Here is a 23672-nt window from a genome sequence, read left to right on the forward strand (position 1 = left end):
CCTCCTTGAAAATGGTTAGACGGCAATCTGGTGGTCCGTCAGGCCCGGGCTGCTGACCCGGTAGATCCCGATCTCACCCAGCAGGTTGGGCCATAGCTTACTCGCCCAGCCGTGACGATGCTGTTGATCGACGGCAAGGCGGTTGATGACTTTGGCTTCGCGCTCGCCGCACAGCGCTTCGAAGTCTTCAAAGGTGCAGAAGTGGATGTTGGGCGTGTTGTACCAGGTGTACGGCAGGAAGTCCGACACCGGCATGCGGCCCTTGGTGGCCAGGTACCAGCGGCAGCGCCAGTGGCCGAAATTGGGGAAGGTGATAATGCACTGGCGGCCGACCCGCAACATTTCGTCGAGGATCCGGTCCGGGTAGTGCACGGCTTGCAGGGCCTGGGTCATGACCACGATGTCGAAGCTGTTGCTGGCAAAGTTGCCGAGGCCCTTGTCCAGGTCCTGCTCGATCACGTTGATGCCCTTGGCCACGCACTGGGCGATGTTGTCCGCGTCGTTTTCCAGGCCATAGCCGGTGACTTGCTTGTTGTCGCGCAGCCAGCTCAGCAGTTCGCCATCGCCGCAACCCAAGTCGAGCACGCGGCTGCCGGCGGGGATCCAGTCTTGGATGATTTCCAGGTCGGCTCTCATGGCGTTCTCACAGTGCTATTCGATTCATGTAGTTGCTGAAGGCCTGCAGGTAGCGCGGGATCGAGATCAGGAAGGCGTCGTGGCCTTGCGGTGCGTCGATCTCCAGGTAGCAGACGTCTTTCTTCGCGGCCATCAGCGCATCCACCAATTCCCGCGAGCGGGCCGGGGAGAAGCGCCAGTCGGTGGTGAACGACATCACGCAGAACTTGGCGGTGGCTGCCTCGAAGGTGCGCGCCAGGTCATCGTCGAAATTCGCCGCCGGGTCGAAGTAGTCCAGGGCCTTGGTCATCAGCAGGTAGGTGTTGGCGTCGAAACGCCCGGAAAACTCCTCGCCCTGATAACGCAGGTAGCTCTCGACCTGGAATTCGACGCTGTGGAAGTCGTAGTTGAGCTTCTCGCTCTTGAGGCCACGGCCGAATTTCTCGCCCATGGAGTCATCCGACAGGTAGGTGATGTGCCCGACCATGCGCGCGAGCATCAGCCCGCGCTTGGGGATCACGCCCGCTTCCTGGAACGAACCGCCGTGGAACTCGGGGTCGGTCAGGATCGCCTGGCGCGCCACTTCGTTGAAGGCGATGTTCTGCGCCGACAGCTTGGGGGCCGAGGCGATGGCCAGGCAATGGCGCACGCGGTCCGGGTAGGTGATGGTCCATTGCAGGGCCTGCATGCCGCCCAGGCTGCCGCCGATCACGGCGGCCCATTGGGCGATGCCCAGTACGTCGGCCAGGCGCGCCTGGCTGTGCACCCAGTCTTCCACGGTCAGCACCGGGAAATCGGCGCCAAACGGCTTGCCGGTTTCCGGGTTGAGGCTGCTGGGGCCGGTGGAGCCGTTGCAGCCGCCGAGGTTGTTCAGGCTGACCACGAAGAACTTGTTGGTGTCGATGGGCTTGCCGGGGCCGATGCAGCTGTCCCACCAGCCGGGCTTGCGCTCGTCCATGCTGTGGAAACCCGCAGCGTGGTGGTGGCCGGACAGGGCGTGGCAGATCAGCACGGCATTGCTGGCCGTGGCGTTCAGTTGGCCGTAGGTTTCATAGATCAGGTCGTAGGCGGGCAGCGAACGGCCGCAGGCCAGGGCCAGCGGTTCGCTGAAGTGCGCCACTTGGGGCACGACCAGTCCAACAGAATCGGGGGGGAAGGCAGTTGGCATCGACCCTGCTCTCGTTTAAATGAGGCGTAAGTCTAAAGACCGCTGCACCCAGCGGCAAGCAAAGGCCTGCGGCTGGTGTTTTTAAGGCTTTTTGTGGCGAGGGAGCTTGCTCCCGCAGGACCGCGAAGCGGTCCCGGTCCGGTTGCCGCGATTTTGCAGATGCAACGCGGTCGGCCGTTTTGGGGCTGCTGCGCAGCCCAGCGGGAGCAAGCTCCCTCGCCACGTTGTCGTCAGATCAGACCGAACAGTTCTTTGGGCATGAACGCGTAGAAAGCCAAGCGTGGAATCACCCAGCTTTGCAGCAGCTGAATCGCGATAAACGCGAAGATCGGCGAGATATCCAGGCCACCCAGGTTAGGTACCAGGCGACGGAACGGTGCCAGCACCGGCTCAGTGATCTGTGCCACCAGTTCGGCACCCGGGCTGCGGCTGCCCGGAGCGACCCAGGACAGGATCACGCTGATGATCATCGACCAGAAAATGATCTTCAGGAACAGCGAGAAGATCCCGATCAAGGCCCACGGCAGCAACAGCAGCGTGGTGGCCTGATAGCCATTGAGCAGCAGGATGACCGCGAACAGCAGGATCTGCAGCAGCAGCGCCAATACCAGCGACGACATGTCCAGGCCGAACAGGCTCGGGATCACCCGGCGCAGAGGCTTGAGCAGCGGCTGCGTGGCCTTTACCACGAACTGGCACAGCGGGTTGTAGAAGTTCGCCCGCACCAGTTGCAGGATAAAACGCATCAGCACGATCAGCAGGTACAGGCTGCCCAGGGTCTGGATGATGAAAATGGCAGCGTCATTGATTCCGAGCATGTTTGATTCCTATGTGGGGGACGACTATTTGCCCAGCTGCTCGGCCATTTCGGCCGAACGATGTGCTGCGGCACCCAGTGCTTTTTCCACCAGGGCTTCAAAGCCCCCGGCCTGGAATGATTCGATTGCCGCCTGGGTCGTGCCGCCCGGCGAGGTCACGCGACGGCGCAACTCGGCCGCGTCGACATCGCTGGTCACGGCCATCTGCGCGGCGCCCAGTGCGGTCTGCTCGGCCAGTTGCTCGGCGACTTCCTGCGGCAGGCCGAGTTTCACGCCAGCGGCGGTCATGGCCTCGATCAGCAGGAAGAAATACGCCGGGCCACTGCCGGAGACGGCGGTGACGGCGTCCAGTTGCTGCTCTTGTTCCAGCCACACGGCGAGACCTACGGCGGACAGCAGCTCTTGTGCCTGGTCGCGCTGTTGGGCAGTGACTTCGGATGTGGCGTACAAGCCGCTCACGCCCTTGCGCAGCAGCGCCGGGGTGTTGGGCATGCAACGCACAATCGGCTGGGCGCCGAGCCAGTGGGTCATGCTGGCGCAAGTGATGCCGGCGGCGATGGACACCACCAGTTGATGGGGCTTGAGGCTTGGGCGCAGGCTTTCGCACACGGCTTTCATGGCTTGTGGCTTGACCGCCAGCACTACCACGTCCACGCCTTCAATCGCTTCTGCGTTGTCGGCGAAGGTGTCGATGCCGTGCTCGGCGCTGACGCGGGCGCGGGTGTCGGCGCCCGGGTCGCTGGCGCGAATCTGTTGTGCTTCCAGGCCCTTGGCCCGCAGGCCGCCGATCAGGCTGGCCGCCATGTTGCCGGCGCCGATAAAGGCAATACGCGTGTTGCTCATGACAGGTCCTTACTCAGATGGAAGTCAGCCATTTCACGGCTGGCCATAGTCGCGGGCACCAAACAGGGCGGTACCGATCCGCACCCAGGTGGCCCCTTGGGCGATGGCCGACTCAAGGTCATGGCTCATGCCCATGGAAAGTGTGTCGAGCCCCAGGTCGAGGCTCGCTTGCAGGTCGCGCACGGTGGCGAAGGCTGCGTCTTGCTCTGCACGGTCGTCGGTCGGCTCGGGAATCGCCATCAGGCCGCGCAGCTTCAGGCGCGGCAGGGCGCTGATGGCTTCGGCCAGGGCGGGCAGGTCGGCGGGTGTACAGCCGGACTTGCTGGCTTCGCCACTGACGTTGACCTGGATGCAGATATTCAGCGGCGGCAGGTCAGCCGGGCGTTGTTCGGACAGGCGTTGTGCGATTTTCAAGCGGTCCACGGAATGCACCCAGGCGAAATTCTCGGCGATCGCACGAGTCTTGTTCGATTGAATGGGGCCGATGAAGTGCCAACTCAAGGGCAGGTCGGTTAATTCGGCCTGTTTGCCCAGGGCTTCCTGCAGATAGTTCTCGCCAAAGTCACGCATCCCGGCGGCATAGGCTTCGCGCACGGCCTGTGCGGGTTTGGTCTTGCTCACGGCCAGCAGGTGCACGCTGCCTGCGTCGCGCTGCGCGGCCTCGGCGGCTGCCCGGATCCGCTCGGAAACCAGGCCGATGTTGTCTGCTATGGTCGACATTCAAGTTGCGCCCGTGGATATGGAGTCCGCGGCATTCTACTGGAAATGGAAAGCCCTATGGATATCACTGAACTGCTGGCCGCCGGCGTACGCCTGCGGGCCTCCGACCTGCATCTGTCGGCGGGGTTGGCGCCGATGCTGCGAGTGGATGGCGAGGTCTGGCCACTCGATTGGCCTGTACTTGCGCCGGTGCAAGTGGCGGCGTTGCTCAGCCCTTTGCTGAACAATCACCAGCAAAAGGATTTCGAAACATCTCTTGAAACGGATTTTGCCTTCGAGTTGCCCGAGGTGGCGCGGTTTCGGGTGAATGTGTTCCAGCAGCACCGGGGCATGGGCGCGGTGTTTCGTACCATCCCCTCAACGGTGCAGAGCCTGGAACACCTGGGGTTGGGCGAGGTGTTCCGGCGCATCGCAGACCTGCCACGGGGGCTGGTACTGGTCACCGGGCCGACCGGTTCCGGCAAGTCCACGACCCTGGCGGCGATGATCGACTACCTCAACACCCATCGCCGTCAGCACATCCTCACCCTTGAAGACCCGATCGAGTTTATCCACCACCCGAAAAATGCCCTGATCAACCAGCGACAGGTGCATCGCGATACCCACAGCTTCTCGGCTGCCCTGCGTTCGGCATTGCGGGAGGACCCGGATGTGATCCTGGTGGGCGAATTGCGGGACCTGGAAACCATTCGGCTCGCGCTGACGGCGGCGGAAACCGGGCATCTGGTGTTCGGCACGCTGCACACCACGTCGGCGGCTAAAACCGTGGACCGGGTGGTGGATGTGTTTCCGGCGGGGGAAAAGGCCATGGTCCGCTCGATGCTCTCGGAGTCATTGCAGGCGGTGGTGTCCCAGGTGCTGGTGAAGAAGGTCGGCGGCGGGCGGGTGGCGGCTCACGAAATCATGCTCGGCACACCGGCGATTCGTAATTTGATCCGCGAGGACAAGGTGGCGCAGATGTATTCGGCGATTCAGACCGGCGGGGCGTTGGGGATGACGACGCTGGACATGAGTTTGAAGGCGTTGGTCAGCCAGGGGGTGATCAGCCGGGAACATGCCCGGGAGAAGGCGAGGGTGCCTGGGGATATTTAAGATCATGATCGTTCCCACGCTCCGCGTGGGAACGCAGCCCGTGACGCTCTGCGTCACAGGAGCGGACGCGGAGCGTCCAGTGAGGCATTCCCACGCAGAGCGTGGGAACGATCAATCAGCGCTGCACAATCCGCAGGTTGTTCTGTTCTTTAGGCAGGACACGCTTGGCAATCACGTAGTTCTTGTCCCAGAACGGCTTCTTCAGCGTATCGATGCTCACGGACTTGCCACGACGCGGTGCGTGGATGAAACGGTCGTTGCCCAGGTAGATGGCAACGTGGTTCACCTGGCGGCTCTTCAGTTTGAAGAACAGCAGGTCACCCGGTTTCAAATCCTTGCGCTCAACCTTCAGCCCGTGGCCGGCGGCCATGGCGTTGGAAGTGCGCGGCAAATCCACGGCTTTTACGTCGTTAAACGCATATTTCACCAAACCACTGCAGTCGAACCCTTTACTTGGGCTGCTGCCGCCCCAACGATAAGGAGTACCGAGCACGTTGACGGCACGGCTGAGGACGTTGCTGCTTTGCTTGGTGTTGACGGCCATCAGCCCTGGCGCTGCATTACCGTGGGCCTTGCTCAGTTGAGTCGGGCGCTTCACGGTCAGCTTTACCGATTTGGCGGAGCTGGTGGTGGCGTGAACTTTAGGGGTGAAACCGTTAACGTTGGGAAGTCGTTGCTCACGATTGGTGGCGTGGGCGGCCAGTGGCATTAATAGGCAAATGGTTAGCCATGTCTTGAAAAATGGTCGCATTAGGCGTGGCTCTTTTTGGTTTGCGCGCAACTTTATAACAGCTTTTTGTGTCGTGCTAAGGCCGTTTGTCGACTGAACCCTGGGGTCAAATTCAGGAAAACCGTGACGAATTGCCGCGATTGTCCTACACAAGTCAGGCGGTATAAGGCTTTGAGGGAAGCGAAGATACCATTTGCCGCATGTCGGGCGCCCGTAAAAAAGTCACAAAGAAACCAGAAATATTTATCTATCGAGGCTAAAGAGGTACTCCATGAACACCTATCGACAGGATGTTTCGCAACAAGACACCCACAGCAAGGTGATCGGCTACCTGCTTTGGATTTTCGGTTTTACCGGTGCTCACCGCTTTTATTACGGCAAGCCGGTGACCGGGACGATCTGGTTTTTCACCTTCGGTTTGTTCGGGATTGGCTGGTTGATCGACTTGTTCCTGATTCCGGCAATGGACCGCGAAGCGGACCTGCGATTTACCGCCGGGCCGATCGAGTACAACGTGGCCTGGATTCTGTTGGCGTTCCTGGGTGTGTTCGGTTTGCACCGCATGTATCAGGGCAAATGGATCAGCGGGATCATTTACCTGCTGACCGGGGGCTTGTTCCTGATCGGGGTGCTGTATGACTTCTGGACGCTGAATACGCAGATTTCGATCCGCAATGCCGAGCGCAACGGCGGCCGATAAGATGTGTGAAGATCCAAATGTGGGAGCGGGCTTGCTCGCGAATGCGATGTGTCAGTCGACATCTCTATTGACTGACCCACCGCTTTCGCGAGCAAGCCCGCTCCCACATTTACTGTGCCCACTCCGGATTGGATTTAAGCCTGGTAGCTGATCCGCCCATCCACCAGCGTGTACCGCACAGTCGCCGGCAGGCTATGGCCGATGAATGGGCAGTTTTCACCCTTGGACAGCCAGTGTTCCCCGGCAATCGTGGAGCTGGCCGGATCAAACAGCACCAGGTCCGCCGCCGAGCCCACCGCCAGCTTGCCCGCCGGCAGGCGCAGCGCCTCGGCAGGGCCCGCACTGAGGCGCGCCAGCAGGGTCGGCAGGTCCAGCAAACCATCTTCCACCAACGTCATTGCCAGCGGCAGCAACAGCTCGACGCTGCTGATGCCTGGCTCCGTCGCGCCGAACGGCGCCAGCTTGGCATCCCGCTCGTGGGGCTGGTGATGGCTGGAGATCGCCGAAACCACCCCGGACTTCACCGCCGCCCGCAAACCGTCACGGTCAGCGCGGGTACGCAGTGGCGGCTGCACGTGATACAGGCTGGAGAAGTCGATCAGCGCCTCATCCGTCAGAATCAGCTGATACAGCGCCACATCCGCCGTCACCGGCAATCCGCGGGCTTGGGCCTGAGCGATCAGGGCCACGCCGCGAGCGCTGGTCAGCTGGCTGAAGTGCGCGCGTACGCCGCTTTGTTCCACCAGCAGCAGGTCGCGGGCCAGGGCCACGGTCTCGGCGGTTTCCGGGATGCCCGGCAGGCCGAGGAAGCTCGCGGTGGCGCCTTCGTGGGCCAGGCCGCCTTCGGCCAGGTCACGGTCCTGGGAGTGGAAAATCACGGTCAGGTCGAAAGTCGCCGCATATTCCAGCGCACGGCACAGGGTGCGGGTGCTGCGAAAGCTCTCCAGGCCGTTGCCGAAGGCCACGCAGCCTGCGTCGCGCAGGGCGATCAGTTCGGCCAGTTGTTCGCCGTCCAGCCCTTTGCTCAGGGCGCCGATGGGGAACACTTTGCAGTTGCCGGCTTCGCGGGCGCGGTCGAGGATCAGTTCGGTCACCGCCGAGGTGTCCAGCACCGGTTTGGTGTGGGGCGGGCAGCACAGGCTGGTCACGCCACCGGCAGCGGCGGCGCGGGTTTCGCTGGTAATGTTGCCCTTGCGGCTGTAGCCCGGCTCACGCAGGGCGACGTTCAGGTCAACCAGGCCAGGCGCGGCGATCAGGCCTTTGGCGTCGATAGTTTCGCTGGCGCTGAAGCCTGCGGGTGCGGCGCCGATGGCAATGATCTTGCCGGCTTCCAGGTGCAGATCGGTGACTTGATCCAGGCCGCTGGCCGGATCGATGACTCGGGCGCCGAGAATGCTGAGCTTCACTGGGCGTTCTCCTGCTCGAATTGACGTTGCGCGGTTTGCCCGCTCATGGCCATGGACAACACCGCCATGCGGATGGCGATGCCGTACGTGACCTGGTTGAGAATCACCGACTGCGCGCCATCGGCCACCGCCGACTCAATCTCCACGCCACGGTTGATTGGCCCCGGGTGCATCACGATGGCGTCCGGCTTGGCGCCGGCCAGGCGTGCGGTGGTCAGGCCGAACAGGCGATAGAACTCGCCTTCGCTCGGCAGCAGGCCGCCCGCCATACGCTCGCGCTGCAGGCGCAGCATGATCACCACGTCCACATCCTTCAGGCCCTCGGCCATGTCGGTGTAGACCTTCACGCCGTACTGCTCGATACCGATCGGCAGCAGGGTCTTGGGGGCGATCACGCGGATGTCCGGGCAACCCAGGGTTTTCAGGGCCAGCATGTTCGAGCGTGCAACCCGCGAGTGCAGGATGTCGCCGACAATGGCCACCGAGAGGTTTTCAAAGCTGCCCTTGTGCCGCCGGATGGTCAGCATGTCGAGCATGCCCTGGGTCGGGTGGGCGTGACGGCCGTCGCCGCCGTTGATGATCGCCACATTCGGGCACACGTGCTCGGCGATGAAGTGCGCAGCACCGGAATCGCCGTGGCGCACCACGAACATGTCGGCGGCCATGGCTTCCAGGTTGCGCAGGGTGTCGAGCAGGGTTTCGCCCTTGCTCGCCGACGAGGTGGACACGTTCAGCGTGATCACGTCAGCCGACAGGCGTTGGGCCGCCAGTTCAAAGGTGGTGCGGGTGCGGGTCGAGTTCTCGAAGAACACGTTGCAGATGGTCTTGCCGCGCAGCAACGGGACTTTCTTCACCGCCCGGCCGCCGACTTCGAGAAACGAGTCGGCCGTGTCGAGGATTTCGGTGAGCAGTTCGCGGGGCAAGCCGTCGAGGGACAGGAAGTGTTGCAGCTGGCCCTGAGCATTGAGCTGCAGCGGGCGCTTGGCATCTAGAGGCGTCATCGCGGGGACTCTTTACAAGGCGGTTTAAAGGGCAAGGTCTTGCAGTTCGAGTTCGAGCGGCGTGGGACCGGACAATTTTACCCGCTGGTGGGCTTCCAGGGACAGGGTGGCGCCGACCACGTCCGGGCTGATCGGCAATTCGCCGGCGTCCAGGTCCAGCAGGCAGACCAGGGTCACGCTGGCCGGGCGGCCGTAGTCGAACAGTTCGTTCATCGCGGCACGTATGGTGCGACCGCTCATCAGCACGTCATCGATCAGCACCAGGTGCTGGCCTTCGATCTCGAAGGGCAGGGCCGAGGGGCGCACTTGCGGGTGCAGGCCGTTCTGGCTGAAGTCGTCACGATAGAAAGACACGTCCAGGGTGCCCAGGGGCGAGTCGCTGCCCAGTTCTTCCAGCAGCGCCTGGGCCACCCACACGCCACCGGTGCGGATGCCGATAAAGCGCGGCTCGCTGATGGCACGGTGTTCCAGGTGCGCCTTGAGGCGGATCGCCATCTGGCTGATCAGGTCGGCGGGATTGGGCAGGCTCATGGGTGCTCCTTCTAGGCCTCGCGCAGGCAAGGTCCGGGCTCAAACGTAAGAAGACGCGGCAAGCCGCGTCAGTCAGGATTCAAATAAAGCGGTGTTTTCATCCAGCCAGCCCTGCAACAGCAGGGCCGCGGCGATGGCATCCACCGGGTTGTCGCGGTAACTGCCTTTCTGCCCGCCACGGTCACGGCGCTCGCCCTTGGCTTCGAACGTGGTCAGGCGTTCGTCGTGGGTATAGAAGGGCAGGTTGTAGCGGCCGTTCAGGCGGCGGGCGAACTTTTCGGCCCGCAGGCACATCTCGCTCGGGGTGCCGTCCATGTTCAGCGGCAGGCCGACCACCACGGCGTCGGGCTTCCACTCCTTGATCAGGGCTTCGACCTGGTTCCAGTCCGGCACGCCGTTCTGGGCCTTCAGGGTGCACAGCTCGCGGGCCTGGCCGGTAATCACCTGGCCGACGGCGACGCCGATCTGTTTGGTGCCGTAGTCGAAACCGAGGATCAGACGCAAGGCCATCAGGCGTGCCCCGCCTGGCTGGTCAGCAGGCTGAGGTTGATCCGCAGCTTGGCGGCGGCCGCTTCCAGGCGCAGTTCGCTGGGGGTGTTGAACAGGATGTCGGCATCGAACGGGCAGGTCAGCCAGGCATTGCTCGCCAGCTCCGCCTCCAGTTGCCCGGCTTCCCAGCCGGCGTAGCCGAGGGTGATCACACTTTGATCAGGCCCCACGCCGTCGGCAATCGCGAACAGGACGTCCTGGGACGTGGACAGGGACAACCCTTCAAGGTCCACGGTCGCCTGGAATTTCGGCCCGGTGGGGTGCAGCACAAAACCGCGGTCCGTCTGCACCGGCCCGCCGATGTAGATCGGTACGTGCTGGCAGCTGGCGGGTGGGTCGATGTCCGGGCGCAGTTGCTCGAGGATATCGGCCAGGTTCAGGTCTTGCGGGCGGTTGACCACCAACCCCATCGCACCATTGGCGGTGTGCTCGACGATGTAGGTCAAGGTCTGCGCAAAGTTCGGGTCGGCCATATGGGGCATGGCGATCAGGAATTGGTGCTTGAGGTAGGTCGGGCTGACATTTTTCATGTCCGCTAGTGTGGCGTTGGAGGGGCGAACTGACAAGCTGAGGATGCGCAGGAAATCACCGTCAGCATCAATTGCTCGACAGCCGATCACCCTTGGCAAAGCGCCAGGTGCGAATGATTTCCAGGCGGTCGATGTCGTTCAGGTCCCCGGTAAACGGCGCAAAAGGCGCCGCCAGGCGCACGATGCGTTGCGCTGCCTGGTCCAGCAGCGGTTGGCCGGAGGACTCCAGCACCTGCACCTCGTACAAGGTGCCGTCGCGGTTGATCGACACCAGCAGTCGCAAATTGCCGTAGATCTGCTGGCGACGGGCTTCGTCCGGGTAGTTCAGGTTGCCGATGCGCTCGACCTTCTTGCGCCACTCATCCTTATACCAGGCGCCTTTGTCGCGCATGGTGGAGGCGGCGTTGAGGCGGTAGATCCGCGGGCGCTTGGCGTACAGCTGTTGTTCGTGGGCCAGTTCGGCTTCCAGGCTGGAGATCTCACTGGAGAGTTGCGAGCTGTCAAACGTCGGGGCCGGCGGGGCCGGCGTGGGTTCGGTCTTGGCCTTTTCGCGCTGGGTCGGGGCTTTTTGCGGCTTAGGCGCCACGGTGGTGACCGCCGCCTTGGGTGCGGCCTGTTTCACCTCCGGCTTGGGCGCCGGCGGTGGCGTGACCTTATTGACCTTGTTGTCCTGGAATGGCGCGACTTCAGTGGTCTTGGGCACGGCCTTCTTGTCGAGGGTGCCGCTGCCTTGCTGATTGTCCTGGGCGAGAAAGTCGGCTTTTTCGGGCTTTTTTTCGCTTTTGAACGTGGCGAGGGTGATTTCCAGGGTCTTTGTGATCTGCTTGGGTTCGGCAAAGGTGAAACCCAGGCCGAGGATCAGCGCCAGGTGAATCAACGCCGCCAGAAACAGGGTAAATCCGAGCCGATCAGCCGGGCGCACGCCGCTGTGGGAGAGTTCGGGGGGCAGATCGGACGGGAGCGTCATGACAAGAAAACCAACATCGCGCGTTTCACAGGTGGCGCATGATAACGCAATGTTGGTTTGTGTCCGGCTGTTCTATGTCACTTGGCTTGTAGCTTGGCGGCAATCGCAGCCATCAGCATTTCGCCGATGTTCGTGCCAAATGCGTTGTCGATCTCGCGAATACAGGTCGGGCTGGTGACGTTGATTTCGGTGAGGTTCTCGCCGATTACGTCCAGTCCTACGAACAGCAGGCCTTTTTCGCGCAGGGTCGGGCCGACTTGGGCTGCAATCCAGCGATCCTTGTCCGTCAGCGGGCGGGCTTCACCCCGGCCACCGGCGGCCAGGTTGCCGCGGGTCTCGCCGGCGGCCGGAATGCGCGCCAGGCAGTAAGGCACCGGCTCGCCGTCGATCATCAGGATGCGCTTGTCGCCGTCCTTGATCGCCGGAATGTAGGCCTGGCCCATGATCTGCTGGGTGCCCAGCGCAGTCAGGGTCTCCAGGATCACCGACAGGTTCGGGTCGCCGGCGCGGTGGCGGAAGATCGAGGTACCGCCCATGCCGTCCAGCGGCTTGAGGATCACATCACCGTGCTTGGCGGCGAATTCACGCAGCACATCGGCGCGGCGGCTGACCACGGTCGGCGGCGTGCATTGCGGGAACAGCGTGGCGAACAGCTTTTCATTGCAGTCGCGCAGGCTCTGGGGCTTGTTGACGATCAGCACGCCCGCGCGCTCGGCCTGCTCCAGCAGGTAGGTGGAGTAGACGAACTCCATGTCGAACGGCGGATCCTTGCGCATCAGGATCACGTCGAGGTCGCTCAGGGGGCTGTCGATTTCGTCTTGCAGCTCGAACCACTTCTCGGGGTTGGCAAACACCTGCAGGGGGCGCATCCGCGCCCGCGCTTCACCGTCGCCCTGGTAAAGGTCCGGCTGCTCCATATAGAACAGGCTCCAGCCGCGGGCCTGGGCGGCCAGCAGCATGGCCAGCGAGCTGTCCTTTTTATAGGAAATGCTGGCGATAGGGTCCATGACAATGCCGACGCGAACGCTCATGGGGGATTTCCTCTAGCAAATAAGGGCGCATAAAAGTGGCGTCAGAGTGGCGCTGCGGCTGTTGTGGGTCAAGGAAAAACCACCACGCGGGTCGGCCGATAGATTGCGTTCTGAGACTGTGCTAAAAAGGCTGCCATGGCACATCAGCCCTTGAATTCCGAGGCTTTTGGCGCTCGTCCTGTGCAACATCAGGCAGTACACACCGAAAACCTATTCGCTGTGGCGATGGTAGAGCAGATATGGAACAGCATTCCAACGCCTTGAAAGTGATGGTGATCGACGATTCGAAAACGATTCGCCGCACGGCCGAAACACTGTTGAAGAACGTAGGGTGCGACGTCATCACGGCCATCGACGGTTTCGATGCCCTGGCCAAGATTGTTGACCATCATCCACACATTATCTTTGTCGACATCATGATGCCGCGCCTGGATGGCTATCAGACCTGCGCGCTGGTGAAGAACAACCCGGCGTTCAAGTCGATCCCGGTAATCATGCTGTCCTCCAAGGATGGTCTGTTCGACAAGGCCAAGGGGCGCATCGTCGGCTCTGATCAGTTTTTGACCAAGCCTTTCAGCAAGGAAGAACTGCTGAGCGCGATCAAGGCCTATGTACCGGGCTTCGCCGCAGTAGAACAAGCACACTGACGGGGGCCCCACGAGGGCTTGCGTCTACTAGATAAGTGGGGAAAACCATGGCACGTGTTCTGATCGTCGACGATTCGCCGACTGAAATGTACAAACTGACCGAAATGCTCGAAAAGCACGGTCACACCGTCCTCAAGGCCCAGAACGGCGGCGATGGCGTTGCGCTGGCCCGTCAGGAAAAGCCGGATGCGGTGCTGATGGATATCGTGATGCCGGGCCTCAATGGCTTCCAGGCCACTCGTCAGTTGACCAAGGATGCCGAGACCAGCCACATCCCGGTGATCATCATCACCACCAAGGATCAGGAAACCGACAAGATCTGGGGCGAGCGCCAGGGCGCCAAGGATTACCTGACCAAGCCCGTGGACGAAGAAACCCTGATCGCCACCCTGAACAAGGTGCTGGCCGGCTGACGGCACGTTCCCATGACCGAGTCGCAAACCGCCTTCGAGCTGCTGCTGGACATCGACCGCCGCTGCCGCTTGCTGGCTGCCGACCTGCCGTCCCAGGAAACCCGGCTGCTCAGCTGGAGCGGGATCGGGTTTCGCCTGGGCGAACACTGGTACGTGGCGCCCATGGGCGAGGTGGCGGAAGTGCTGCACGAACCGCGCTGTACCTTGATGCCCGGGGTCAAGCCGTGGATCAAGGGCGTGGCCAACCTGCGCGGGCGCTTGCTGCCGGTGATGGACCTGGGCGGTTTCCTTGGCCTTGAGCTGTCGGTGGCGCGCAAACAACGGCGGGTGCTGGTGGTGGAGTATCAGGACGTGTTTGTCGGCCTGTTGGTGGACGAGGTGGTGGGCATGCAGCATTTCGCACAAGACGCGTTGTCGACGAGCACCGCAGGCGGCGCGCCGTTTATCCAGGGCCAGTTCGACGGCGACCAGCTGTGGCAGGTCTTCAGCCCCTTCGCCCTGGCCCAGGCTCCAGGTTTCATGGATGTCGCCGCATGAGTACCGTCACCCCGGTCAAACCCCAGGAAGCCTCCCGCAGCCGCTCGCAGATCATCGTGCTGTTTATCGCGCTGATCGTGTTCATCATGCTGCTGTTCGCCAACTTCGCGTACCTCAACACCCAGTCCACCTACGACAAACAGTACATCGGCCACGCCGGTGAGCTGCGGGTGCTGTCCCAGCGCATCGCCAAGAACGCCACCGAGGCTGCCGCCGGCAAGGCGGCGGCGTTCAAGCTGCTGGGGGATGCGCGCAACGATTTTGCCCAGCGCTGGGGTTACCTGAAAAAAGGCGACCCGGCCACCGGCCTGCCCGCTGCACCCACCGCCGTGCGTGCAGAAATGCGCGCCGTGCAGACCGACTGGGAAGCGCTGCTGAAAAACGCCGATGCGATTCTGGCCAGCGAGCAAACGGTGCTGTCGCTGCATCAAGTGGCCGCGACCCTGGCGGAAACCGTTCCGCAGTTGCAGATGGAGTCGGAAAAGGTTGTCGATATTCTGCTGCAACGCGGCGCACCGGCCAGCCAGGTAGCGTTGGCCCAGCGCCAGTCGTTGCTGGCCGAACGCATCCTGGGGGCGGTGAACACCGTGCTGGCGGGGGACGAGACTGCCGTGCAGGCCGCCGATGCCTTTGGCCGCGATGCCAGCCGTTTCGGCGTGGTGCTCAGTGGCATGCTCAACGGCAATCCCGGGCTGCGCATCACCCAGGTTGAGGACCACGACGCCCGCGCCCGGTTGGCGGAGATTTCCGAGCTGTTCGAATTCGTCTCCGGTTCCGTGGACGAAATCCTCGAGACCTCGCCGCAGCTGTTCCAGGTGCGCGCCTCGGCGAGCAATATCTTCAACCTGTCGCAAACCCTGCTGGACGAAGCCTCGCACCTGGCCACCGGCTTTGAAAACCTGGCGGACGGGCGCACTTTCGACACCATCGGCGGCTACGTGCTGGGCTTGCTGGCGCTGGCCTCGATCATCCTGATCGGCCTGGTGATGGTCCGCGAGACCAACCGCCAGTTGCGGGAAACCGCCGAGAAGAACGAGCGCAACCAGAACGCGATCATGCGCCTGCTGGATGAGATTGAAGACCTGGCCGACGGCGACCTGACCGTCACCGCCTCGGTCACCGAAGACTTCACCGGCACCATTGCCGACTCCATCAACTATTCCGTGGACCAACTGCGCGACCTGGTGGCCACCATCAACCTCACTGCCGGCCAGGTGGCCGGTGCGGTGCAGGACACCCAGGCCACCGCCATGCACCTGGCCCAAGCGTCGGAGCATCAGGCACAGCAGATTGCCGAAGCGTCCACGGCGATCAACCAGATGGCCCAGTCCATCGACCAGGTGTCGGCCAACGCCGCCGAATCTTCGGCAGTGGCCGAGCGTTCGGTAGAGATTGCCAACAAGGGCAACGAGGTGGTGCACAACACCATCCACGGCATGGACAACATTCGCGAACAGATCCAGGACACCGCCAAGCGCATCAAGCGCCTGGGGGAATCGTCCCAGGAAATTGGCGACATCGTCAGCCTGATCGATGACATCGCCGAGCAGACCAACATCCTCGCGCTCAACGCCGCGATCCAGGCGAGCATGGCCGGTGATGCCGGGCGTGGTTTTGCGGTGGTGGCCGATGAGGTACAGCGCCTGGCTGAGCGCTCTTCAGCGGCGACCCGACAGATCGAAACCCTGGTGCGAGCGATCCAGACGGACACCAACGAAGCCGTGATTTCCATGGAGCAGACCACCACCGAAGTGGTGCGCGGTGCGCGGCTGGCCCAGGACGCCGGGGTGGCGCTGGAAGAGATCGAAGGCGTGTCGAAAACCCTGGCGGCATTGATCCAGAGTATCTCCAACGCGGCGCAGCAGCAGACGTCGTCGGCGGGGCAGATTTCCCTGACGATGAACGTGATCCAGCAGATCACCACTCAGACTTCGTCAGGCTCTACGGCCACTGCCGAGAGCATCGGCAACCTGGCAAAAATGGCCAGTCAGTTGCGGCGGTCGGTGTCGGGGTTCACCTTGCCGGCGGCGAAGCGGGTGGATGAGTGAAATGCACCCTCGAAAACACCGAAAAGCAAATGTGGGAGCGGGCTTGCTCGCAAATGCGGTGTGTCAGTCGCCGACGCTTTGTCTGACCCACCGCATTCGCGAGCAAGCCCGCTCCCACAGTTGATCTCCTTTGTTTTGAGATCGGTGTACGCATGACCCAGCACTACCAGCAACTCATGAATTCAGACGGGAGCGGTTATGGTTGATCGGCACGACTACGTGGCCCTCGAATGGGTCAAGGGCGAAATTGCCGAAACCCTGAAACAGGCCCGTTCGGCGCTGGACGCCTATGTTGAAGAAAGCAGCAGCGAGGCCATCGGCCAGTGCCTGGAATGCATCCATCAGGTGCATGGCAGCCTGTTGATGGTCGAGTTCTACGGCGCGGCCCTGTTCGCTGAAGAAATGGAACAACTGGCCCTCGCCCTGCAAGGCGCGCGCGTCAGCCAGCGCGACGAAGGCATTCGCCTGCTGCAACAGGGCCTTGGCCAACTGCCGCTGTACCTCGACCGCGTACACAGCGCCCGGCGCGACCTGCCCCTGGTAGTGCTGCCGCTGCTCAACGACCTGCGCAGCGTGCGCGGCGAAAGCCTGCTCTCGGAAACCAGCCTGTTCAGCCCGCAACTGCTGGTGATCCCGCCGCTGCCCGAAGACGCCCTGGCCCAGCGCACGCCAGAGGATTTCCCCGAGCTGCTGCGCCAGTGGCGGCAGATGCTGCAACAGGCGCTGGTCGGTTTGCTGCGCGAAGACCACGGCCCCAGCAACCTGGAAGACATGGCGCGGGTCTTCGCCCGCCTCGAAGCCCTGTGCCATGGTGCGCCGCTGTTACCGTTGTGGCAGGTCACCTCGGCGCTGGTGGAAGGCATGCTCATTGGCGTGGTTGCCAACAGCCCGGCGTTGCGCAGTTTGCTCAAGGCCTGCGACAAGCCACTCAAGCGCCTGCTGATCCAGGGCATCAACGGCATCAACACCCCGGCCCCGGATGAGCTGCTCAAGAGCCTGTTGTTCTACGTCGCCAAAGTCACCCGACCGACTCCACGGATGCAAAGTTTGAAAGAACGATATGGCCTCGATGAAGCTTTGCCCGACAGCGCCGTGGTGGACGCCGAACGCGCCCGCCTGGCCGGCCCGGACCGCGACGCGATGGGCTCGGTGCTCGGCGCGTTGTGCGAGGAGCTGGTGCGGGTCAAGGAACGCCTGGACCTGTTCGTACGCAGCGACCGTCAGCACGCCTCGGACCTTGAGGCGTTGCTGGCGCCGCTGCGGCAGATCGCCGATACCCTCGCCGTATTGGGCTTCGGCCAGCCGCGCAAAGTGATCATCGACCAACTGGCGGTGGTACTCGGCCTGGCCCAGGGGCAGCGCGAACCCAACGATGCGGTATTGATGGACGTTGCCGGTGCGTTGCTCTACGTCGAGGCCACGCTGGCCGGGATGGTCGGCACTGTCGAGCCGGAACGCCGCGAAGAAAGCCGCCTGCCTACCACCGACCTGACGCAGATCCACCACCTCGTCATCCGCGAATCCTGCCAGTGCCTGACCCAGGCCAAAGAGCTGGTGATCGACTGCATTGAGGCCCATTGGGACCGCCAGCGCCTGGAGTCGCTGCCCGAGTTGCTGACCCAGGTGCGCGGCGCGCTGGCGATGATTCCGCTGCCCCGTGCGGCGAGCCTGATGCGTGGCTGCAATGACTACGTCAACGAGCAACTGATGGTCGGCGACGCCGCACCTTCCGAGGCGCCGCTTGAGCATTTTGCCGATGTGCTCACCAGCCTCGAGTACTACCTGGAACGCATGCTCCAGGACCACGACGCCCCGGGCGAACGGGTGCTGGAAGTCGCCGCTGAAGGCCTGGCCGCGCTGGGCTATTTGCCGGCCGAAAAACCCTGGCGCCAGGCACTGCTTGAGCAGGGTGACACGCCCACGGAGCAAACCCCGTTCCTCGCCGATGCGTTGGCCAGCCCCACCTCGCGCCTCAACCCGCCGGCACTCCAGCGTCCCGGCAGCCTGCTGCCGCCGCCCGCCGGTGAAGAAGCCATCGATGATGAACTGCGGGAAGTATTCCTCGAAGAAACCGCCGAAGTTCTCGACGTGCTGCATCGCTATGTGCCTGCCGGCACCGCCAGCCTGGAAGACAAGGCCACCCTGAGCGAAATGCGCCGCGCCTTCCACACCTTGAAAGGCAGTGGCCGCATGGTGCGCGCCCTGGTGTTGGCAGAGCTGGCCTGGGCCGTGGAAAACCTGCTCAACCGCGTGCTGGAGCGCAGCGTCGCGCCGGGCCCGGATGTGCAAGCAGTGCTGGATGACGTGTTGGAATTGCTGCCGGAACTGATCACCGATTTTGCCGACGATGCCCAGCGCCAGCGCGATGACGTAGACGAACTGGCGGCGCGGGCGCACGCCCTGGCCAGCCGTGTCGAACCGTCGGCCACAGACCCGGCCGCCCTGGACCCGCAGTTGCTGGAAATCTTCCGCAACGAAGCCCAGAGCCACCTCGACAGCCTCAACCGCTTCCTGCAACAGGCCACCGAGCACCTGCCGCTGCAAGTCAGTGATGACCTGCAACGCGCACTGCACACCCTCAAAGGCAGCGCCTATATGGCCGGTGTGTTGCCCATCGCCGAACTGGCGCGCCCGCTGGATCACCTGACCCGCGAATACAAGGCCCACCGCCTGCCGCTGGACCTGGATGAAATCGAATTGCTGCTGGAGGCCGAAGCGTTGTTCCAGCGCGGCGTGCGCCAGCTGGACAGTGACCCTCACGCGGCCATCAACGGTGCAGCAGGGCTGATCGAGCGCACGCAAAACCTGCTGAACAGCCAGCTTGAAGCCTTGCTGAATGCGCCCAACACCGGCCTGCGGATCAAGCGCGACCCGCAGTTGATCGCCAACTTCCTGGCCCAGGGCATGGACATCCTGCTGGACGCCGAAAGCCTGCTGCGCCGCTGGCAACAGCACCCCGGCGAACGCCAGGAACTGAGCGCGCTGCTGGACGAACTGACCACCCTCGGCGAAGGCGCGCACCTCGCCGACCTGCACTCTATGGATGAATTGTGCGAAGCCTTGCTCGACCTCTACGGCGCAGTGGAAGAAAGCAGCCTGGCGGTCAGCGAGCGCTTCTTCCACGAGGCCGAACAGGCCCACGAAGCCCTGATCAACATGCTCGACCAACTGGCCGCCGGCCAGGAAATCAGCGCGGCGCCGGCCCGGGTACGCGCCCTGCGCGAGCTGCTGGATGAAGGCCTCGACCCGTCCGCCACCGGCCTGATCAAGACCGACGGCAGCCGCGCGCTGAGCATCTCCGAGCTGGGCGCCGCTACGGCGAAGCTCGACCAGAGCTTCGCGGTGGATGACGAAATCGTCGAGATCTTCCTTGAGGAAGCGGTGGACATCCTCGACAGCGCCGGCCAGTCCTTGAAGCGTTGGCTGCTGGACCCGGATAACGCAGCGCCGCTGTCATCGTTGCAGCGGGATTTGCACACCCTCAAGGGTGGCGCGCGCATGGCTGAAATCGGCGCGGTGGGCGACCTGGCCCTTGAGCTGGAAAACCTTTACGAAGGTTTGGTGGACCGGCGCTACAGCTATTCCAGCGAGCTGGCCAATGTGTTGATGGCCAGTCATGAGCGGCTGGCGCTGTTGCTTGAGCAACTGCAACACCAGCAACCGTTGAGCGACTCCTCCGACCTGATCAGCCACTTGCGTGAGTTGCGCCAAGGCACCGGACAAGCGGCGCCCGCAGCGGCCGCCGAAGTCGAGACGCCGGGCAGTGATCCCGAGCTGCTGGATATCTTTCTCGAAGAGGCCGCCGACATCCTCGACAGCTCCGGCGCCGCGCTGTTGCGCTGGCAGGCCGAGCCGAAAAATCGCCAGGAAGTCGAGACACTGCTGCGCGACCTGCACACCCTCAAGGGCGGCGCTCGCATGGTCGAGATCGGCCCGATTGGCGACCTGGCCCATGAGCTGGAGTTCCTCTATGAGGGCTTGTCGGCAGGTTTGCTGGCGCCCTCGGCGGAGCTGTTCGCCTTGCTGCAAGGCTGCCACGACCGCCTGGCGCAGATGATCGATGCGGTGGCGGCGGGAATGCCGGTGGGCTCGGTGGACCTGCTGATCGAGCGCATCAAGAGCCTGGTGCGTCCGGCTGAAGTGACGGACGCACCGCTGGCGTTGACGGCAACCAAAACCGAGGCGGTGCCGGCCAGCGATCCGGCCGCCGACATGGTGAAGATCTCTGCCGACTTGCTGGATGACCTGGTCAACCTGGCGGGTGAAACTTCGATCTTCCGTGGGCGTATCGAGCAGCAGGTCAACGATGCGAGCGTTGCCCTCAACGAGGTGGAAACCACCATCGAGCGTATGCGCGATCAACTGCGCCGCCTCGACACCGAGACCCAGGGCCGCATCCTCAGCCGCCAGCAGGCCGAGGCCGAACGCCTGGGCTACGAAGAATTCGACCCGCTGGAAATGGACCGCCATTCCCAGTTGCAACAACTGTCCCGGGCCTTGTTCGAATCGGCTTCCGACCTGCTCGACCTCAAGGAAACCCTCGACCGCCGCAACCAGGATGCCCACAACCTGCTGCAGCAACAGGCGCGCATCAACACCGAGTTGCAGGAAGGCCTGATGCGCACGCGCATGGTGCCCTTCGAACGCATGCTGCCACGGCTTAAACGCATCGTGCGGCAGGTGGCGGGCGAGCTGGGCAAGGACGTGGAATTTATCGTCGGCAATGCCGAAGGCGAGATGGACCGCAACGTGCTGGAGCGCATGGTCGCGCCGCTGGAACACATGCTGCGCAACGCCGTCGACCACGGCCTGGAATCCCGCGATGCACGATTGCTGGCCGGTAAACCCGAGAAAGGCCGCATCACCCTTGACCTGACCCACGAAGGCGGCGACATCGTTTTCGACATGCGCGACGACGGCGCCGGCGTGCCGCTTGAAGCTGTGCGGCGCAAGGCGATCAAGCGTGGCTTGCTCGACCCCAGCCTGGAAATCAGCGACCGCGACGTGTTGCAGTTCATCCTGCAACCGGGGTTTTCCACTGCCGAAAAAATCACCCAGATTTCCGGGCGTGGCGTGGGCATGGACGTGGTGCATGAAGAAGTGCGCCAGCTGGGCGGCTCGATGGTCATCGACTCGACGCCGGGAGAGGGCGTGCACTTTCGCATTCGCCTGCCGTTCACTGTGTCGGTCAACCGGGCGATGATGGTGCAGTGTGCCGACGATCAATACGCGATCCCGCTGAACACCATCGAAGGCCTGGTGCGGGTCATGCCCCATGAGCTGGAAGGGCACTATCAGCAGGACCCGCCGCGCTACGAATACGCCGGCCAACGCTACGAACTGTTCTACCTCGGCGACCTGCTGCACACCGTCGGCCGGCCGAACCTGCTGGGCCAGTACCAGCCGCTGCCGGTGCTGCTGGTGCAATGCAACGAACGGCGCGTGGCGGTGCAAGTGGACGCCATGGCCGGCACCCGGGAGATCGTGGTCAAGGGCCTGGGGCCGCAGTTTGCCGGGGTGAAGGGCGTGTCTGGCGCAACCATCCTTGGCGATGGCCGCGTGGTGCTGATCATCGACCTGATGGCGCATATCCGCGCCCGGCCACCGGCGTTGCCGGCCCAGGCGGCGGACGCTCCGTTGATCCTCAACGACCCGCTGAAAAAGCGCCCGCTGCTGGTGCTGGTGGTGGACGACTCGGTCACCGTGCGCAAAGTCACCAGCCGCCTGCTGGAGCGCAACGGCATGAACGTGCTCACCGCCAAGGACGGCATCGACGCCATGGCCGTGCTGGAAGAGCACACCCCGGACCTGATGCTGCTCGACATCGAAATGCCGCGCATGGACGGCTTCGAAGTGGCCATCCAGGTGCGCGACGACCCGCGGCTGATGCGCATGCCCATCATCATGATCACCTCCCGCACCGGGCAAAAACACCGTGATCGTGCGATGGCGATTGGCGTCAACGACTACCTCGGCAAGCCTTATCAAGAGTCGGTGCTGCTGGAAAGCATCGCTTACTGGAGCAAGTCCCGTGCTTGATCACCGCGCAACTCAACTCACCGGCTTGCTGCTGCCATTGGCCGACCGTCACCTGTTGTTGCCCAACGTCGCCGTGGCCGAGCTGATCGACTTCCAGCGCGGCGAACCGGCCAGTGATGCGCCGCCGTGGTATTTGCGGCAGGTTACCTGGCGGGATCGGCAGTTGCCGTTGATCAGCTTTGAGGCCGCGTGTGGCGAGTCGGGCGTGGTGGGAGAGCGGGCGCGGATTGTGGTGTTGAACACCCTCGGAGGACGGCCGACGTTGAAGTTTATTGCGTTGGTGATCCAGGGGATTCCGCGCTCGTACAAGCTCGATAGCCAGTTGAGTTATGTGGACGTGCCGTTGTGCCCGCTGGAGTTGGCGGCGGTGCAGGTGGGGGAGCATGTGGCCAGGGTGCCGGACTTGATGGGATTGGAGGCGTTGTTGGTCGAGGCCGGATTGGCCTGAGTGTAACCGTCAGTCAATTGATGATCGTTCCCACGCTCCGCGTGGGAATGCAGCCTCGGACGCTCTGCGTCCAACTGGCGATGCAAGGCTCAAGTCTTGCGCTGTGGTGACGCGGAGCGTCACGGGATGCATTCCCACGCAGAGCGTGGGAACGATCGCATCGGCGTGCGCTTTACAGTCGGATTTTTCCTGCAACCTCTCGCGCTGTGCATGAACTTGTTGTGCCCTGCGATCGCGCCTAGTCTTCGTCCGTCATCGCAAAAAACGGTGACACGGACGTGCAAGTCCGGTTACATGTCGGCGCACCAACGCCCATAGCCATTCAACGGGCGTTTTTTATGCCTGCTGTATTTCTTATGGCGGCTGTGCGTGGGAGATCCCTTGGGGTCTGCCGGGGTCCGATATGCCCGGTCTTGCACACCTGCGCACAGCTGCCACCTTATTCTGCCACCTTATTCGCGTGCAAGCGGACGGTGTCAGCTTCCCTAATACATATCGGAGCTGCACATCATGTTCAAACCTACCCCCAATCCGCCCCACAACACCGAAATCGAACACCGCAAACTCCAGGCCGCCGCCGAGCGTGCGATGGATCATTACTTTCCGCCTTCGGCTTCATCTTCACTCTTTACCGTCACCCCCTCTCAATCCACCGAAGCCCTGCTGGCCAACGCTTCTGAAACCTTTGCCTCACTCAACGCCCTGACTTCCAACCTGGCCTTTGAATTGGAAGGTTCCCAGCGCGGCGTGGTGCTGGCCATTCAGCAGATGAGTGAGCTGGGGCAGTTACTGGTTGATCAGGCACTGGAGCAGGTTGCTCCTTCTTGCGCAGCCTAAAA

The 23672-nt window shown here is 62.9% G+C and carries 22 protein-coding genes; 9 read left to right on the forward strand and 13 right to left on the reverse strand.

The genetic code is table 11. The features are described 5' to 3' along the window. Window positions 1–15: 15 nt before the first annotated feature. From metW to HX805_RS03830, 5 genes are all read right to left on the reverse strand, one after another. Window positions 16–636, reverse strand: coding sequence for a methionine biosynthesis protein MetW (gene metW / locus HX805_RS03810; protein WP_177080628.1), 621 nt, complete (start codon window positions 634–636; stop codon window positions 16–18). Window positions 637–643: 7 nt separating this feature from the next. Further along, on the reverse strand, window positions 644–1783 hold the full coding sequence (locus tag HX805_RS03815) for a homoserine O-acetyltransferase (protein WP_177116618.1): 1140 nt from the start codon (window positions 1781–1783) through the stop codon (window positions 644–646). A 230-nt stretch (window positions 1784–2013) separates the two neighbouring features. Beyond that, complete coding sequence (locus HX805_RS03820; RefSeq protein ID WP_003213764.1) at window positions 2014–2601, reverse strand: YggT family protein; 588 nt, start codon at window positions 2599–2601, stop codon at window positions 2014–2016. Between the two features lie 24 nt (window positions 2602–2625). Next, window positions 2626–3444, reverse strand: a complete 819-nt coding sequence (gene proC / locus HX805_RS03825; RefSeq protein WP_177050266.1) for a pyrroline-5-carboxylate reductase — start codon at window positions 3442–3444, stop codon at window positions 2626–2628. Between the two features lie 33 nt (window positions 3445–3477). Next, window positions 3478–4164 carry a YggS family pyridoxal phosphate-dependent enzyme gene (locus HX805_RS03830; RefSeq protein WP_008434154.1) on the reverse strand — a complete coding sequence of 229 codons (687 nt, stop codon included), beginning with the start codon at window positions 4162–4164 and terminating at the stop codon, window positions 3478–3480. Between the two features lie 57 nt (window positions 4165–4221). Between HX805_RS03830 and HX805_RS03835 the strand changes: the two genes are divergently transcribed. Beyond that, the gene (locus HX805_RS03835) at window positions 4222–5256 is read left to right on the forward strand and encodes a type IV pilus twitching motility protein PilT (RefSeq protein ID WP_177080629.1); all 1035 of its coding nucleotides are present in this window, start codon (window positions 4222–4224) and stop codon (window positions 5254–5256) included. A gap of 115 nt (window positions 5257–5371) precedes the next feature. Here the strand turns inward: HX805_RS03835 and HX805_RS03840 are convergent, their stop codons facing one another. Then, window positions 5372–6007 carry a C40 family peptidase gene (locus HX805_RS03840; protein ID WP_023659314.1) on the reverse strand — a complete coding sequence of 212 codons (636 nt, stop codon included), beginning with the start codon at window positions 6005–6007 and terminating at the stop codon, window positions 5372–5374. 250 nt (window positions 6008–6257) lie between these two features. Here HX805_RS03840 and HX805_RS03845 point away from each other — a divergent pair, with 250 nt between their 5' ends. Next, window positions 6258–6686, forward strand: a complete 429-nt coding sequence (locus tag HX805_RS03845) for a TM2 domain-containing protein (protein WP_003213752.1) — start codon at window positions 6258–6260, stop codon at window positions 6684–6686. Window positions 6687–6820: 134 nt separating this feature from the next. On the opposite strand, the gene HX805_RS03850 is transcribed toward HX805_RS03845, so the two are convergent. The 7 genes from HX805_RS03850 to gshB all read right to left on the reverse strand — a co-directional run bounded on the left by HX805_RS03850 (window position 6821) and on the right by gshB (window position 12701). Next, window positions 6821–8092, reverse strand: a complete 1272-nt coding sequence (locus tag HX805_RS03850; RefSeq protein WP_003213750.1) for a dihydroorotase — start codon at window positions 8090–8092, stop codon at window positions 6821–6823. After that, on the reverse strand, window positions 8089–9093 hold the full coding sequence (locus HX805_RS03855; protein WP_003213748.1) for an aspartate carbamoyltransferase catalytic subunit: 1005 nt from the start codon (window positions 9091–9093) through the stop codon (window positions 8089–8091). The genes HX805_RS03850 and HX805_RS03855 overlap by 4 nt, the downstream gene beginning before the upstream one ends. A 24-nt stretch (window positions 9094–9117) precedes the next feature. Further along, complete coding sequence (gene pyrR / locus HX805_RS03860) at window positions 9118–9624, reverse strand: bifunctional pyr operon transcriptional regulator/uracil phosphoribosyltransferase PyrR (RefSeq protein WP_003213746.1); 507 nt, start codon at window positions 9622–9624, stop codon at window positions 9118–9120. A 72-nt stretch (window positions 9625–9696) separates the two neighbouring features. Then, window positions 9697–10134, reverse strand: a complete 438-nt coding sequence (ruvX, locus tag HX805_RS03865; RefSeq protein WP_003213744.1) for a Holliday junction resolvase RuvX — start codon at window positions 10132–10134, stop codon at window positions 9697–9699. Continuing rightward, entirely contained in the window at window positions 10134–10703 is a 570-nt protein-coding gene (locus tag HX805_RS03870) for a YqgE/AlgH family protein (protein WP_003213742.1), read from the reverse strand. The genes ruvX and HX805_RS03870 overlap by 1 nt, the downstream gene beginning before the upstream one ends. A 67-nt stretch (window positions 10704–10770) precedes the next feature. Next, entirely contained in the window at window positions 10771–11670 is a 900-nt protein-coding gene (locus HX805_RS03875) for an energy transducer TonB (RefSeq protein WP_003213740.1), read from the reverse strand. A gap of 77 nt (window positions 11671–11747) precedes the next feature. Continuing rightward, window positions 11748–12701 carry a glutathione synthase gene (gene gshB / locus HX805_RS03880; RefSeq protein ID WP_003213738.1) on the reverse strand — a complete coding sequence of 318 codons (954 nt, stop codon included), beginning with the start codon at window positions 12699–12701 and terminating at the stop codon, window positions 11748–11750. Between the two features lie 239 nt (window positions 12702–12940). Between gshB and pilG the strand changes: the two genes are divergently transcribed. The 7 genes from pilG (at window position 12941) to HX805_RS03915 (ending at window position 23670) form a co-directional block, all read left to right on the forward strand. Then, window positions 12941–13348 carry a twitching motility response regulator PilG gene (gene pilG, locus HX805_RS03885; RefSeq protein ID WP_003213736.1) on the forward strand — a complete coding sequence of 136 codons (408 nt, stop codon included), beginning with the start codon at window positions 12941–12943 and terminating at the stop codon, window positions 13346–13348. A 47-nt stretch (window positions 13349–13395) separates the two neighbouring features. After that, on the forward strand, window positions 13396–13761 hold the full coding sequence (gene pilH / locus HX805_RS03890) for a twitching motility response regulator PilH (protein WP_003213734.1): 366 nt from the start codon (window positions 13396–13398) through the stop codon (window positions 13759–13761). Window positions 13762–13773: 12 nt separating this feature from the next. After that, window positions 13774–14298 carry a chemotaxis protein CheW gene (locus HX805_RS03895; protein ID WP_003213731.1) on the forward strand — a complete coding sequence of 175 codons (525 nt, stop codon included), beginning with the start codon at window positions 13774–13776 and terminating at the stop codon, window positions 14296–14298. Then, on the forward strand, window positions 14295–16346 hold the full coding sequence (locus HX805_RS03900) for a methyl-accepting chemotaxis protein (protein ID WP_003213729.1): 2052 nt from the start codon (window positions 14295–14297) through the stop codon (window positions 16344–16346). Before HX805_RS03895 ends, HX805_RS03900 begins: the two co-directional genes overlap by 4 nt. A 198-nt stretch (window positions 16347–16544) precedes the next feature. Beyond that, window positions 16545–22385: an Hpt domain-containing protein gene (locus tag HX805_RS03905; RefSeq protein ID WP_177116619.1), complete on the forward strand. Its 5841-nt coding sequence runs from the start codon at window positions 16545–16547 to the stop codon at window positions 22383–22385. Continuing rightward, window positions 22378–22833, forward strand: a complete 456-nt coding sequence (locus HX805_RS03910; protein WP_003213725.1) for a chemotaxis protein CheW — start codon at window positions 22378–22380, stop codon at window positions 22831–22833. Before HX805_RS03905 ends, HX805_RS03910 begins: the two co-directional genes overlap by 8 nt. A gap of 510 nt (window positions 22834–23343) precedes the next feature. Next, window positions 23344–23670, forward strand: a complete 327-nt coding sequence (locus tag HX805_RS03915) for a DUF6124 family protein (RefSeq protein ID WP_177028013.1) — start codon at window positions 23344–23346, stop codon at window positions 23668–23670. The last annotated feature ends 2 nt before the right edge of the window (window positions 23671–23672 follow it).

Source organism: Pseudomonas sp. G5001, assembly GCF_013385475.1.
Taxonomy (GTDB): domain Bacteria; phylum Pseudomonadota; class Gammaproteobacteria; order Pseudomonadales; family Pseudomonadaceae; genus Aquipseudomonas.

What these genes read in the sequence shown, in the direction of transcription:
- pilH (WP_003213734.1), top strand. Translation starts at nt 13,396, where the DNA reads ATGGCACGTGTTCTGATCGTCGACGATTCGCCGACTGAAATGTACAAA.
- pilG (WP_003213736.1), top strand. Translation starts at nt 12,941, where the DNA reads ATGGAACAGCATTCCAACGCCTTGAAAGTGATGGTGATCGACGATTCG.
- ruvX (WP_003213744.1), bottom strand. Translation starts at nt 10,134, where the DNA reads ATGGCCTTGCGTCTGATCCTCGGTTTCGACTACGGCACCAAACAGATC.
- HX805_RS03905 (WP_177116619.1), top strand. Translation starts at nt 16,545, where the DNA reads ATGGTTGATCGGCACGACTACGTGGCCCTCGAATGGGTCAAGGGCGAA.
- HX805_RS03870 (WP_003213742.1), bottom strand. Translation starts at nt 10,703, where the DNA reads ATGAAAAATGTCAGCCCGACCTACCTCAAGCACCAATTCCTGATCGCC.
- HX805_RS03815 (WP_177116618.1), bottom strand. Translation starts at nt 1,783, where the DNA reads ATGCCAACTGCCTTCCCCCCCGATTCTGTTGGACTGGTCGTGCCCCAA.
- HX805_RS03835 (WP_177080629.1), top strand. Translation starts at nt 4,222, where the DNA reads ATGGATATCACTGAACTGCTGGCCGCCGGCGTACGCCTGCGGGCCTCC.
- HX805_RS03840 (WP_023659314.1), bottom strand. Translation starts at nt 6,007, where the DNA reads ATGCGACCATTTTTCAAGACATGGCTAACCATTTGCCTATTAATGCCA.
- proC (WP_177050266.1), bottom strand. Translation starts at nt 3,444, where the DNA reads ATGAGCAACACGCGTATTGCCTTTATCGGCGCCGGCAACATGGCGGCC.
- HX805_RS03915 (WP_177028013.1), top strand. Translation starts at nt 23,344, where the DNA reads ATGTTCAAACCTACCCCCAATCCGCCCCACAACACCGAAATCGAACAC.
- HX805_RS03830 (WP_008434154.1), bottom strand. Translation starts at nt 4,164, where the DNA reads ATGTCGACCATAGCAGACAACATCGGCCTGGTTTCCGAGCGGATCCGG.
- HX805_RS03845 (WP_003213752.1), top strand. Translation starts at nt 6,258, where the DNA reads ATGAACACCTATCGACAGGATGTTTCGCAACAAGACACCCACAGCAAG.
- metW (WP_177080628.1), bottom strand. Translation starts at nt 636, where the DNA reads ATGAGAGCCGACCTGGAAATCATCCAAGACTGGATCCCCGCCGGCAGC.
- gshB (WP_003213738.1), bottom strand. Translation starts at nt 12,701, where the DNA reads ATGAGCGTTCGCGTCGGCATTGTCATGGACCCTATCGCCAGCATTTCC.
- HX805_RS03855 (WP_003213748.1), bottom strand. Translation starts at nt 9,093, where the DNA reads ATGACGCCTCTAGATGCCAAGCGCCCGCTGCAGCTCAATGCTCAGGGC.
- HX805_RS03875 (WP_003213740.1), bottom strand. Translation starts at nt 11,670, where the DNA reads ATGACGCTCCCGTCCGATCTGCCCCCCGAACTCTCCCACAGCGGCGTG.
- pyrR (WP_003213746.1), bottom strand. Translation starts at nt 9,624, where the DNA reads ATGAGCCTGCCCAATCCCGCCGACCTGATCAGCCAGATGGCGATCCGC.
- HX805_RS03895 (WP_003213731.1), top strand. Translation starts at nt 13,774, where the DNA reads ATGACCGAGTCGCAAACCGCCTTCGAGCTGCTGCTGGACATCGACCGC.
- HX805_RS03900 (WP_003213729.1), top strand. Translation starts at nt 14,295, where the DNA reads ATGAGTACCGTCACCCCGGTCAAACCCCAGGAAGCCTCCCGCAGCCGC.
- HX805_RS03820 (WP_003213764.1), bottom strand. Translation starts at nt 2,601, where the DNA reads ATGCTCGGAATCAATGACGCTGCCATTTTCATCATCCAGACCCTGGGC.